Annotated in this window: 11 protein-coding genes; 5 read left to right on the top strand and 6 right to left on the bottom strand. The window is 55.1% G+C overall.

The window, feature by feature from the left end; genetic code table 11:
* The first annotated feature begins 17 nt into the window (after nt 1-17).
* From purD to MRBBS_RS16730, 5 genes are all read left to right on the top strand, one after another.
* Complete coding sequence (gene purD / locus MRBBS_RS16710) at nt 18-1,304, top strand: phosphoribosylamine--glycine ligase (RefSeq protein ID WP_014872771.1); 1,287 nt, start codon at nt 18-20, stop codon at nt 1,302-1,304.
* 103 nt (nt 1,305-1,407) lie between these two features.
* The gene (locus MRBBS_RS16715; RefSeq protein WP_014872772.1) at nt 1,408-2,355 is read left to right on the top strand and encodes an alpha/beta fold hydrolase; all 948 of its coding nucleotides are present in this window, start codon (nt 1,408-1,410) and stop codon (nt 2,353-2,355) included.
* Between the two features lie 101 nt (nt 2,356-2,456).
* Nucleotides 2,457-4,040 carry a cation:proton antiporter family protein gene (locus tag MRBBS_RS16720; protein WP_014872773.1) on the top strand — a complete coding sequence of 528 codons (1,584 nt, stop codon included), beginning with the start codon at nt 2,457-2,459 and terminating at the stop codon, nt 4,038-4,040.
* A 195-nt stretch (nt 4,041-4,235) separates the two neighbouring features.
* Nucleotides 4,236-5,612 (top strand): sigma-54 dependent transcriptional regulator, encoded by a 1,377-nt coding sequence (locus tag MRBBS_RS16725; RefSeq protein ID WP_014872774.1) that lies wholly within the window; start codon nt 4,236-4,238, stop codon nt 5,610-5,612.
* On the top strand, nt 5,609-6,673 hold the full coding sequence (locus MRBBS_RS16730) for a transporter (protein WP_014872775.1): 1,065 nt from the start codon (nt 5,609-5,611) through the stop codon (nt 6,671-6,673). Before MRBBS_RS16725 ends, MRBBS_RS16730 begins: the two co-directional genes overlap by 4 nt.
* A gap of 12 nt (nt 6,674-6,685) precedes the next feature.
* On the opposite strand, the gene MRBBS_RS16735 is transcribed toward MRBBS_RS16730, so the two are convergent.
* The 6 genes from MRBBS_RS16735 to MRBBS_RS16760 form a co-directional block, all read right to left on the bottom strand.
* Nucleotides 6,686-7,186, bottom strand: a complete 501-nt coding sequence (locus MRBBS_RS16735; protein WP_014872776.1) for a hypothetical protein — start codon at nt 7,184-7,186, stop codon at nt 6,686-6,688.
* A 4-nt stretch (nt 7,187-7,190) separates the two neighbouring features.
* Complete coding sequence (locus tag MRBBS_RS16740; RefSeq protein WP_014872777.1) at nt 7,191-7,889, bottom strand: C39 family peptidase; 699 nt, start codon at nt 7,887-7,889, stop codon at nt 7,191-7,193.
* A gap of 13 nt (nt 7,890-7,902) precedes the next feature.
* Complete coding sequence (locus tag MRBBS_RS20145) at nt 7,903-8,307, bottom strand: hypothetical protein (protein WP_014872778.1); 405 nt, start codon at nt 8,305-8,307, stop codon at nt 7,903-7,905.
* Between the two features lie 55 nt (nt 8,308-8,362).
* The gene (locus MRBBS_RS16750) at nt 8,363-9,235 is read right to left on the bottom strand and encodes a hypothetical protein (RefSeq protein ID WP_014872779.1); all 873 of its coding nucleotides are present in this window, start codon (nt 9,233-9,235) and stop codon (nt 8,363-8,365) included.
* Between the two features lie 397 nt (nt 9,236-9,632).
* The gene (locus tag MRBBS_RS16755; protein WP_014872780.1) at nt 9,633-11,498 is read right to left on the bottom strand and encodes an SLC13 family permease; all 1,866 of its coding nucleotides are present in this window, start codon (nt 11,496-11,498) and stop codon (nt 9,633-9,635) included.
* Nucleotides 11,499-11,659: 161 nt separating this feature from the next.
* Nucleotides 11,660-13,252 (bottom strand): isocitrate lyase, encoded by a 1,593-nt coding sequence (locus MRBBS_RS16760; protein WP_014872781.1) that lies wholly within the window; start codon nt 13,250-13,252, stop codon nt 11,660-11,662.
* Nucleotides 13,253-13,486: the final 234 nt, after the last annotated feature.

Raw genomic sequence — 13,486 nt, forward strand, 5'->3', positions numbered from 1 at the left:
CCCGTAGAGACCGCATCATGAATATTCTGATTATTGGCAATGGCGGTCGCGAACACGCCCTGGCGTGGAAAGCCGCGCAGTCGGAACTGGCCGATACCGTGTTCGTAGCGCCCGGTAACGCCGGCACCGCCATCGAAGCCGGTGTCGAAAACGTCGCCATCGATGTGATGGATTTGAACGGCTTGGCTGATTTCGCTGCCCGCAATAACGTTGGCCTGACCATCGTGGGGCCCGAGGCACCACTCGTTGCCGGTGTTGTAGACTTGTTTGAAGAGCGTGGCCTGAGAGTGTTTGGCCCCAGCGCCGGCGCTGCGCAGCTAGAAGGCTCAAAAGCCTTTACCAAAGATTTTCTGGCGCGCCAGAAAATCCCTAGCGGTTCCTACGGCAACTTTACCGACGTTGATGAAGCATTGGCCTACGTGCGCCAGCAAGGCGCGCCTATTGTGGTCAAAGCTGACGGCCTGGCTGCGGGTAAAGGCGTGATTGTAGCCATGACTCTGGCCGAAGCGGAAGAAGCCGTCCGCGATATGCTGGCGGGCAACGCGTTTGGCGACGCCGGCAGTCGCGTGGTTGTTGAAGAATTTTTGGACGGCGAAGAAGCCAGCTTCATCGTCATGGTCGACGGCGACAACGTGCTTGCCATGGCTACCTCGCAAGACCACAAGCGCGTGGGCGATGGCGACACCGGTCCCAACACCGGTGGCATGGGTGCTTATTCCCCTGCCCCGGTGGTGACCCCCATCGTGCACCAACGCATTATGGATGAGGTGATCTACCCAACCGTGCGCGGCATGAAAGCCGAGGGCCACCCCTACAAAGGTTTCCTTTATGCCGGCCTGATGATCGATTCTGCCGGTGCTCCCAAAGTGATCGAATTCAACTGCCGCTTTGGCGATCCGGAAACTCAGCCCATAATGCTGCGTATGCAGTCTGATCTGGTGGCTCTGTGTCAGGCCGCGATTGACGGCAAACTGGACCAGTGCAGCTCCGATTGGGACCCCCGGGCCGCCGTGGGTGTTGTTCTGGCGGCAGGGGGTTATCCCGGCAGCTACAGCAAAGGCGATGCCATCTCTGGCCTGTCGGAAACCGAAACCGAGGGCGAAAAAGCGTTCCACGCCGGCACAAAACTGGATGGCAACCGGGTGGTCACCAGCGGTGGCCGGGTGCTCTGCGCAACCGCACTGGGCAATACCGTGACCGAAGCCCAACAACGGGCTTACAAGCTGGCCAGAAAGATAAGCTGGAACGGTGCATTTTACCGCAAAGACATTGCGTATCGGGCCATAGCCCGCGAGCAGGCGTAGTGCGACATCCTAAGCAAAAGCCCGGTCGTTGACCGGGCTTTTTTATGGGGTAACATAAATTCACTTGCCTGCCCCATCACACAAACAGCCTGGAACTGCTCAAATGCTGCAAAAGTCACCCTGTACCGTCTTTTTCTTGCTCTTATCCATTGTGCTTTTAAGCGCATGCTCCCGCCAGGACATATACCAAAAGGCTATCGGCTTCGAGCGTTCCACCGCCGGACTTGAGGCCGCCAGCATCACCTTGGGCGAACTGGACATTGCGTACCTGCGAAACGCAGACATGAACAGCGGTGATACCATCGTGATGGTTCATGGTTTCGGTGCCAACAAAGATAACTGGACCCGCATGGCCCGGGAGCTCACCGATAAATTCAACGTTTATGCCATAGACCTTCCGGGCCACGGCGAAAGCAGCAAGCCGCTGGATCTCGGTTATCGGCTGGACCAGCAAGTGGCTCATCTTGCCCGTATTCTTCAGGCTCTGGACATTGCCGAGATGCACATGATGGGCAACTCCATGGGCGGCGCTATTACGGCTTTGTATGCCGCCACTTATCCGGAACAGATCAAAACCGCCGTACTGTTCGACCCGGCTGGTATTCTTGAGTACGAGAGCGAGCTGTTTGATTTAGTCGTCGCTGGTGACAATCCGCTTATCCCCTCAAAACCCGGCGATTTCAAGCGTTTGATGGATTTTGCTCTTGAGAAAAAGCCGTTTATTCCCTGGCCCGTTCTTGGGGTTATGGAAGACCAGGCTCTTGCCAATCAGACCGTAAATGAAGTGATCTTTGCCGCCATCCGGGACGCCGACCTCGAACCGGATTTCCGCACTGTCATTGCCCGCATCAAAGCCCCGGTGCTGGTCGTCTGGGGCAAGGAAGACCGTGTGATTGACTACCGTAACGGCGAAGTCTTTGTGGACATCATTCCGGGTGCACGACTGGAGGTATTAGACGGGGTTGGTCACGTGCCCATGATTGAAGCACCGGAGGAGTCAGCTCGTCTATTCCTGGAGTTTGCCAAATCCCATGCTCCAAAAGCCGGGTAACACCAACAAGCATCGGGCTCTGTTGTTATCGGCTTCAACGACCGAGAAAAACAAGGTAGCCTTATAGTGATAATAATCCGTTTTCCCTGAAAGAACCTCTCATGCCTGAAGCTGTATGGATTTCCTTTGCGTTTGGTCTTGGCCTGCTGGTCAAGGTGGTTCATTTACCACCCCTGGTGGGTTATCTGGCGGCCGGTTTCACACTCAGCGCACTAACGGCGTTCCCGGGTTCCAATATCTCTGCCGAGCCCACCGAAGTATTAGGCCACATTGCCCACCTGGGCGTGTTACTGATGCTGTTTACGGTGGGCTTGAAGTTGAAATTCAAGACCATCATCAGCCCCGAGGTTATTGGCGGTAGCCTGCTGCACTTTGGCATAACCTGCTTTGTGTTCACTCCCGGGCTGTATCTAATTTTGGATATTACCTGGTACGTTGCCTTCATGCTGGCGGCGGCGCTGTCGTTTTCATCCACTATTCTGGTCGCTAAAGTGCTGGAAAGTAAGCGCGAGTTGCGCGCCTTCCATGGCCGCGTAGCCATCGGCATTCTGGTGATGCAAGACTTGATCGCGCTGGTCGTAATGAGCCTGGCTGCGGGTAAAACGCCGTCGGAATGGGCCTTGATTGTGTTCGGCCTGCCGCTATTGCGACCATTGCTGTTCCGCCTGTTGGATGCCAGCGGCCACGATGAACTACTGGTGCTGTTGGGCATGCTTTTAGCACTGGTATTGGGCGGCTTGGGCTTTGAAGCCTTGGGCTTGAGCTCCGAGCTTGGTGCTTTGCTGTTTGGTGCGGTGCTGGCCAATCACCCACGCAATCAGGAGCTGGCCAAATCTCTGTGGAGTGTGAAAGAGATATTCCTGGTGGGGTTTTTCCTGCAAATCGGCATTGGCGGGCTGCCAGACGCCCATTCATTGATGTTTGCATTGGCTGCCAGCCTGATTCTACCGTTGAAAGGAATACTGTTTTTCTTCCTGATGATTCTGTTCCGCCTGCGCGCGCGCAGCAGTTTTCTAACGTCGCTGGCGCTGACCAACTACAGCGAATTCGGCCTGATTGTGGCCAGCATTGCCCTGCCCCAGTGGATAGTGCCGTTGGCCATCAGCGTGGCGCTGTCGTTTGTCATTTCAGCGCCCCTGAATCGCATCGCTCACAGCCTTTACGAGCGTTTTGCCAGCCGCTTGGAAGGCTACGAAACCAACAACCATCACCCCGACGAACAGCCCTTGGCGCTATCTGACGCCAAGGTTCTCATCCTGGGTATGGGGCGTACCGGTACCGCCGCCTACGACTGGCTGATCGAAACCGAACCGACCCTGGTCGGGCTGGATTCTGACCCCAACAAAATTACCCAGCACGGCGTCGCAGGGCGTAATGTGGTGTTTGCCGATGCCGAAGACACCACCTTCTGGAGCAATCTGCATATGCCCCAGGTGCATTCAGTGATCCTCGCCATGGCCGACATTGAAGGCAAACTGATTGCCGCCCGCATGCTGCGGCGCATGGGTTTCACCGGCTACATTGTGGCCCACACCATGTTCCAGGACGAAGCTCACCAAATACGTGAAGCCGGCGCAAACGACGCCTACCTGACCATGAGCGAAACCGGCGTAGCCCTGGCAAGCCATATCATGGAGCGGGAAGCTTCCGCGCCGAATGCCTTCGAACCGCCCTCCACCGCCTAAGCGTCAACTAATTTTACACACCGATTTTTTCACGCAATAGATGATTCTGCTAACTGTCTGATAACCCGCTTCGCAGGTTCTCTGGCACACCTTATGCTTCAAGTTTTATTTTCAGCCATCTACGAATAGGGTTTTTGTACGCAATACCCAATGTTCATGATGTGTGGCTTATGTTGTGACGAAATGGAGGTTTTCATGCCGCCGTGCCGAACACTCATATGGCTATCAACCCACGTACCAGACATACCAGAATTTGGGTCTGAGTATCAGGTGTTCGCCATCAACGCCAGTGACGATATGCCATTGGCGCCACCGTCCTGTGCAGGCCCGCGTGTTGGCGTGGCGGATCTGCGCCGGTTCAACGTCAGCGATGTCGTTAACTTTAATCGTTGGATTGAGTTTCTAGGACTGCGTTATTGGGTTGCCATTGTAAACATCTATCCATCTCCGGGTTCAGATACCCAGTGGTTCATTGCCCGCTACTGCTTTGACTACCACTCGGCACCGTTGGATATGAGCCGCTTCAAAGCGATGTTGGGGCATTTGTGGGGCATGGCAGAGCTGCAAATACAGACCTCAGACCGCTTCCACATCAGCCGGCGCGGACCTGATTTTAATGATGTTGTGCTGACGGGCTCATCGCCCGCTATCTGCAACACCCGCGCCTTGCTCCGGCGCTTTGCTGCGGTTGACGAACCGGTGTTGATCACCGGCGAAAGCGGCAGCGGCAAAGAGGCCGCCGCTCACTTTATCCAGAAAAACAGCAGCCGTGGCTATGGCCCTCATGTGGTTGTTAACTGCGCAGCGCTGCCAGAATCCTTGACCCAAAGCGAGCTGTTCGGCTACGAACAAGGCGCCTTCACCCACGCTCTGAAAACCCATCCAGGGCGCCTGGAACTCGCGCACCGGGGCACAGTGTTGCTGGCCGGTATTGATGAGCTCAGCATGAAACAGCAATCAGCGTTGCTGCCCTTTTTGCAGGAAGGCCGGCTTGAGCGCATTGGAGGCAAAACATCGTTCATCGTGGACGTACGAATTCTGGCAACGAGTTCTTCAGACCTTGATGAGTTAGTTCGCCAGGGCAAGTTCCGGAGCGATGTGTTCTATCGCCTGGGCAGCCTGATTATTAATATGCCGGCGCTTCGGCAGCGCCCCGACGACGTTATTACCCTCGCCCTGTTACTTTTAAATCAAGAAAAAACATCGAAAAAACTCAGCTCTGCCGCCATCTCAGCGCTTGCACACCATACCTGGCCCGGTAATCTGCGCGAATTGCAAAATCGGTTGCGCCGAGCCGGGCTGCTCAGCGACAGCACCACCATCAGCCCCCGCAGCCTAGGCTTACAAGCGGCGCTGCCAACCCTCGGCAACCCTTCACAACTGACACTCTCTGCGTTTCGCAACGAGGCCGAACGTCACGCTCTGTCATGCAGCCTGAATCTGGCACAACACAACATCAGCGCCGCAGCCCGCATGCTGGCTATTTCCCGCGTTTCGTTCTATCGCCTATTGGAAAAACACAACCATACCGCCTTACACCCAGATGAAGACTCTGAAGGAGATTGTGTATGACACACCTTTTGCATTCCCCCATGTGGACATCCCCAAGGCTATGTATATTCACTGTTACTCTGGCCATAACACCGGCGTACGCCCAGGAAAATGCCGGTATCACCAATCCGCCCCCGGTGGACCAAGCCACCAGCATTGCGTCGATCACCTCGGACCGCGGCATTGTCACCCGGCCCAAGCGCTTCACCATTGAGCCATCGCTGTCGTACTCCCACAGCAGCTCTACCCTAGTGGCCATCGAGGGCTACACGGTTATACCCGCATTGTTGATCGGTCTGATCAATATTTCGGAAGTACAGCGCGATACTTTTGTGGGCGCCGTGTCGTTGAAGTACGGCTTTACCAGCCGCCTGGAAGCCGCAGTCCGGGTGCCCTACCTTAGCATCAGTGAAGACCTGCGGGAACGCGACATCTTTTCCGGCACGCCGGTGGACAATCTGCGTGCGTCATCAGGTAATGGCTTGGGCGACGTTGAACTGTCTACCCGCTATCAGCTAAACGACGGTGTGGAGGGCTGGCCCTACATCATTGGCGTATTCCGTGCGCGCGTGCCCACGGGGGAAGGACCCTACGATGTCGAGCAAACCACGTTGTTTGACGACAATAACAACCCCATTGGCGTCACCTTGAAAGAACGTCCCACCGGTTCGGGATTCTGGTCATTCGAGCCAGGTTTTTCCTTTATCTACCCAAGCGATCCCGCGGTGCTCTTTGGCAACCTGAGCTACGTATGGACAATGGAAGAAGACGAGGGCCAGGCCAACGGTGGCACTATTGACCCCGGCGATATTGTGCGTTTCGGGTTCGGAATGGGCTTCGCGTTTAACGAACGCACCTCATTCAGTCTGGGCTATGACCATTCGGTGATCGGTAAAACCACCTTCGAGAGGAACAACAACTTGCTCGATGCTACTTTTGACCGTATTCAGGTGGGGTCGCTCTCTTTCGGACTAGCCCATCGGCTGTCAAACAGCACAACGTTAAGCCTGTCGGTGAGCGTGGGAGTCACCGACAACGCGCCCAACAGCGAAATCACTCTGAAGTTGCCACTAAGTTTGTAGGGCGCCGCAGTCTTAACGCCCCGGTAGCGACAGCATAGAATCCTGAAAATTAGGGGGCAGGCGCCAAGTCTGCCCCAAGTTGTTCAGCTCAATATTCAGTTGCTGCATATTCTGGATAACCGCGCCGTCCACATTATTCTGAATCAACGTCATCCAGCTTCCGTTGTCGAGTACACCGCTGGTTACCCGTGTGCCGTCTCCAGCGCGGCTGAAGTCGCTTAGTACAGGCAGATTTTTGAGAGCCTGGGCGTAACTGCCCACGTCACTGATATTGGGTATGCGCCAGCTATTGATGACTTGCAGGTCGCCATTCACAGACACTCTTTGCTCCAGACCAATGGCAATTTCAAAGCGGTTGAGAAAAAATCCGCCGCGCTTTTGCGCAAGCTCAGCATCGCTCAACACCAAACTCCAATCTGTGGCCTGGGCCTGTGCAACCGGAAAAGCCAGAACCAGCACCAAGACCCGCCGCATGGTGGCCAGTTTTAACACGACACTTACGTTCGTCATCATAGATTCACCACTCCGTCATCGACGGCCAATAAGGCAGTGTATGCCCCAATGGCGGTGCGTCCTGAACATGGTCCAAAGGCGCGGTTGCGACCGAAGGCCAGGCGCCATCAGTAATAAACGAATTACGCCCCTGTTGCAGGTGGCTGCGGATCACGAACGCCGTGCCATCCCAATACTGCTCAAACTCGTGCCGCGGATACACTTTCATACCGCGCGCGGGATCACCCACCAGCACTTCATTGGCGGAAATACCTTTGATAATCACAAAGTGCCGATAGCCATCCAGCGTGACTAAAGCAATCACCGGCAACCGAACTTCCTTGCGCAATCCATCGAGCGGCAGGCGAAAACCGTCTGCCTGATAACCTTCAAGCGCCAGGTAGCGCTTCATATCCAACATAGAGAAGCCTTCACGCTGCACTTTCTCTGGATCGGATACAGCGAACATGCCGCTGAACACATCTTGCTCTGACACCTCGAGCTCGTAATGAAACGTCAGTAACGACGCGATCGCCGCGGAACCGCAACTGAAGTCATACTGTTGGCGAAATACCGAGCTGAAACGGCGGGCCTGAAAACTCTTGACGGCCACCTCAACGCTGCCGGTAAATCCCGGAATCAACACGCTGCCGGAATTGGCCGCGGGGCTGAAAACCAGAAGCAGGGTCGCCAACACCGCTATGCTACCTATGCCTCCGGTCATAGCCCTTCTCCTTTTAACGGTTAATAAGAACGTTAATCTGGGTTGTGTCCTGAATAACCACCTGGTTACCAGAGTTCTGGATAACCGTGGCCACACCGCTCATATTTTGAAAGGCGCCGCCGCTGATGAGGTTATTGCCGGTCATCACCTGCCCAGCCAACACGTTGTCACTGACATTGGCATTCTGATTGCTGCTATTGTTTTGCCACTGCAACGAAATGCCCTGGCGGCCACTGGCCTCGTCAAGCTGGTGGGCAGACAGCGCCGGCTGTTGTAGCCAGGCGTTGCTATCCAAATTGCTGTCGGTAGTGGTCTCACCCAATGCGCTAGCAGCGGCCAAAAGCAAACTGATGCCCGCTGTGTAGCTTATGCAGGCTGCTCGTGCACAACGGCGGTTTTGATAAAGGCTGTTGTCCATCCCATGCCTCCCGGGCCCGGGCGGGCAACCAGAAACTGGCAGCCCGCCGCCTACCCTATTGGGTGTCGCCGCCTGCGGTCAGGTTAGACATCACACTGACGTTAGCCTGGGTAACACTGCCCACACCGACGTTCTGGGCAAATGCGCCCACACCGGTGAAGTTCGCAGAGCTGCCGCCAATGCTGTTACGGGTCCGCACATCAGTGGAAGATCTGCGAGCAGTGGCGTCGCCGTAGTTAACTGACACATCACTGACGTTGCCATTGAGTTCGGCGCTGTTGAGGAACATGTCCACCGACATGCTCAGCATGTTGGTGCTGCTGTCAGACGAATCGTTGTAAGAGTCGGCAATGCTGTTATCCGACTGATCGTTATTCGAGTCGTTGTTGCTGTTATCCGAATCGTCGCTGGTGCTGTTGTCCGAGTTGTCAGCGTTGCCGCTGTCCGCCACGTTCAAGGACGCATCGTTGTTCGAATCGTTGGTGCTGTTATTTGAATCGTCGTTGGTGCTGTTGTCCGAGTTGTCGGCGTTACCGCTGTCGGCCACGTTCAAGGACGCATCGTTGTTGCTGTTATCCGAATCGTCGTTGGTGCTGTTGTCCGAGTTGTCGGCGTTACCGCTGTCCGCCACGCTCAAGGACGCATCGTTGTTCGAATCGTTGGTGCTGTTATTTGAATCGTCGTCGGTGCTGTTATCGGCCTGATTGTTGCCGGAATCGTTGGTGCTTCCATCTGAATTATCGGAGTTGTTCGTGGAGTTATCATTGCCGGAGTCGGCGTTGCCTGAGGCGTCGTTATTGGACGTAGAGCCACCGGCCGCGTTGGTATTCGGGTCACCATCGCCACCCTGCTGGTCAGCCCACACGGCGCCAGAAAGACCTAGACTTAATGCAACAGCAATTGCTAGCAGATTTTTTTTAGCATTCATGATGTTATTCCTTCTTTGTTGTTGTTGGCTGCTATGGAGTCCATCCCTTCCTGCAAACCCTGTGGCAAGTTACGGTGCAGACTCACAGACAACACTAAGCGATAACCGTGCCAAAAAATTTAAAGAAACCAACAAGCTATTGATAATTATAAAATTTAATTTTTATTAGCCATTTTTCTTCGTCGCAAAAAAATAGCGGGCTGTATCATTACTGATACAACCCGCCGAGTTTAAATACCCCATTTTAAGTATTCGATTTCTAAATCAACGCTCTACAAAAATACAATGTGTAAAGCTTGGACACTATGTAGCGACATTGACGACATAAGAGCGCTCAGCGCTAAACAAAGGATTCCCGAATTAGCCCGGCGGGACACTGAATGCTCAATACTCAATATCACGCCCACACCAGCATGATCATTGGCACAGCTACCACAGTAACAATGATCGATAACGGCAAACCCAGGCGCCAGTAGTCACCAAACTGATAGCCGCCGGGCTCCATCACCAGTGCGTTAGACTGGTGGCCAATGGGTGTCATGAAGGCGGATGAGGCCCCCATGGCTACCGCCATCAACACCGCGTCGGTAGGCACGTTTAGCGATGTTGCCAGGCTCAAAGCGACCGGCGCCACCACAATAGCGGCCGCGGCATTATTGATCACATTCGACAGCAGCAGGGTGACTACCAGCAACATGGCCAGCACCGCCGCCAGCGAAAAGTCGCCGCCCAATATCAGCATCTGGTTTGCCAGCAACTGGGCACCACCACTGGTTTCCAGCGCTTGGCCGACGGGAATCATCGCCGCCAGCAAGACAATGATCGACCAGTCGATAGACTTGTAGGCCTCCTCCGCGGACAACAGTCCCACCAAGACCATTGCCACCGCACCGCCCACCAGCGCTACTGGCGCGCTCAGCAGCCCGCTGACCACCGCCGCAATACTGGCACCGAATACGGCGGCAGCCAGCGCCACCTTAGGTGACGACCCAAGCCGCAGTCCGCGCTCTGCCAACGGCAGGCAACCCAGAGTAATCAGAGTTTCTGTGAGGCCATCCTGGGTACCCTGAACCAGCAGAATGTCGCCGGCCTGGAAGCGAACATCCCCTAACCGGCTCTGAATACGCTGGCCACGGCGAGCCACCGCTACCACATTCAGAGAATAGCGTTCGCGCAAACCCAAACGGTTAGCAGACAGCCCCAGTAAAATTGAACCTGACGAAACCACCACTTCCATCAACTGCAAGTCGCCTTCATCCAGACCAATCGGTGCCTTGGCATCCTCGTCGTCGGCGCTGGGCTCATCGCTGGAATCTTTAGGTAGTCCGTCCGCGTTCGTTCTCTCGTTGTCTAGCTCGCGCTGCAGCGCCAAAAGCGCACCGGTGGCTAATTCAAGATCGGTATTGTCCAGAAAAGCCTGCAAACTTTCGGTATTGGCCTCAATTAATAGCAAATCGCCTTCGAGCATCACGGTAAAGGTTGAGGGGGTGATTTTGCGTGCGCCTTCACGGATCAAGGCCAACACCGCCAGATCATCGCTCTCACCAGATTCGGTCAACAGTGAGTGCAATGTGGCGCCAGCGCTGGCGGAGCCTTCCGGCACTCGCAGTTCGGTAACATAATCCCCCACGCTGAACAGCTTTTTACCCGCGGCGCCGTCATCGCGCCGCGGTGTCAGACGCCAGCCCACCAGGGTGATAAACGCAATACCGGCCACGGTGACCGCCAGACCCACCGGGGCAAAATCGAACAGGCCAAAGGCGCCTTCGGGACGATAGGAAGAAATAATAATGTTCGGTGGTGTGCCAATCAGGGTGACGGTACCCCCCAGCAAGGAGCCAAACGCCAGCGGCATCAGCAGCATGGAGGGCGAGCGCCCGGCGTCACGGGACATCCAGATGGCGACTGGCATCAACAGAGCCAAGGCGCCAACGTTGTTGATAAAACCGGAGCAAAGCGCAACCATCGAGGTGAGCGTAAGCACCTGCAGGGTGGGCCGATGGCCGATACGCCCCAACAATCGGGCGATCGCATCCACCACGCCGCCGTTTACCAGCCCTTGGCTGATCACCAATACAGCCGCCACGGTAATTACCGCCGGGTGTCCGAAACCACTGAACAGTTCATCAGCGGGCACCAGACCGGTAAACGCCATCGCCAGCAACGCCAGCATCGACACCACATCAAACCGCAGTCGATTCCAGACAAACAGCGCCAGCGTAATACCCAATACCGCAAACACAATGCCTTGATCCAGATTCAATCGCCCTGCTCCTGCCTGAACACGCTGTTTCTATTAGAATAGACCAAGGCCTCAACTTTGAGCCGGCGCCACAAAAAAACCCGCACCTGGCGAACCAGCGTGCGGGCTTTTAAATCCCGAAAGGGGGAGTTGCAGCATCCGTGCCGCGTCAGATTAGCCTATTAGCCAAACTGGTTCATAGTGTTGTCTTTACCACCGGCTTTCAGCGCGGCGTCGCCGGCGAAAAATTCCTTGTGGTCGTCACCAATGTTGGAACCGGCCATGTCCTGGTGCTTAACAGTGGCGATACCCTGGCGAATTTCTTTACGCTGAACACCTTTGACATAAGCCAGCATGCCTTCGGCACCGAAATAGCCTTTGGCCAGGTTATCGGTCGACAGGGCCGCCGTGTGGTAAGTCGGCAGCGTGATCAGGTGGTGAAACACACCGGCTTCGCGAGCGGCATCGCGCTGGAAGTCCGCCGTCCACTGATCGGCCAGCTTGCCCAGGTCGGTGCTGTCGTATTCTTCACCCATCAGCGCAGCACGCTCGTAGGCCAATACGTCTTTGCCTTCTTTTTTCCAGGAATCGAACACCTGTTGACGGAAGCTCAGAGTCCAGTTGAACGACGGGCTGTTGTTGTACACCAGCTTGGCGTTAGGAACTACTTCCTTGATGCGGTTAACCATCGCTGCGATCTGGCCAACGTGGGGCTTCTCGGTTTCGATCCACAGCATGTCAGCGCCGTTCTGCAGGCTGGTGATGCAATCCAGAATAACCCGGTCTTCACCGCTACCGGCCTTGAACTGGAACAATCCAGACGCCAGACGCTTGGGCTTGACCAGCTGACCGTTCTGCTTGATCACCACGTCGCCGTTGTTGATGTCTTCGGCTTTAGCAATAACGTCACCGTCGATGAAGCTGTTGTACTGGTCGCCCAGGTCACCCGGCTCGTCGGTTACGGCAATTTTCTGAGTCAGGCCAGCACCCAAGGAGTCAGTACGGGCAACAATCACGCCGTCGTCTACACCCAGTTCCAGGAAGGCCAAACGCACAGCGTTGATCTTGGCCAGAAAGTCGGCGTGGGGAACGGTTACTTTGCCGTCCTGGTGGCCGCACTGCTTCTCGTCAGACACCTGGTTTTCAATCTGGATACAGCAGGCACCGGCTTCAATCATCTGCTTGGCCAGCAGGTAAGTGGCTTCTGCGTTACCAAAACCGGCGTCGATGTCGGCAATGATCGGCACAATGTGGGTCTGATGGTTATCAATCTGGCTTATCAGCTGCTCGGCCTTGGCGTCGTCGCCGGCGTTCTGAGCTTCTTCCAGATCACGGAACAGATGGTTCAGTTCCCAGGAATCAGCTTGCCGCAGAAACGTGTATAACTCGCCAATCAGGCTGGATACGGCGGTTTTCTCGTGCATGGACTGGTCTGGCAGCGGGCCGAACTCTGAACGCAGGGCGGCAACCATCCAACCGGACAGGTACAGGTAGCGGCGTGAGGTGTCGCCGAAGTGTTTCTTAATGGAAATCATCTTCTGCTGGCCGATAAAACCGTGCCAGCACCCCAGAGACTGGGTGTACTGAGAGGTATCGTTATCGTAGTTCGCCATGTCTTCACGCATAATCTTGGCGGTGTACTTGGCGATATCCAGACCGGTCTGAAATTTGTTCTGGGCGCGCATGCGGGCCGCGTGCTCAGGCTTGATGGCGTTCCAGGTAGGATTCTGTTTCAACAGGGTGGTTAGGGTATCAACGTCTTTTGAGTAGGGCATGGTTCATTCCTTTGTACGTCAGTTTTTTCAAGGGCGTCGAATTTAAATCCAATTCTCCCTGGACATTGGCGACTACTCTAATGCCTCTCACCGCATAACTGAAATTTATATAATCTATATTCAGCATTTTTTTTGTGAATGGTTTGGCGGCATCAAAACCGGATGTCAACCGTTTACAAATCCACAGCAGACAACCTGAGCATTTTCGACCAGATTGATCTATTCGTTTGCTTA

This window comes from Marinobacter sp. BSs20148 (assembly GCF_000283275.1).
In the GTDB taxonomy this organism is placed as follows: Bacteria; Pseudomonadota; Gammaproteobacteria; order Pseudomonadales; family Oleiphilaceae; genus Marinobacter; species Marinobacter psychrophilus.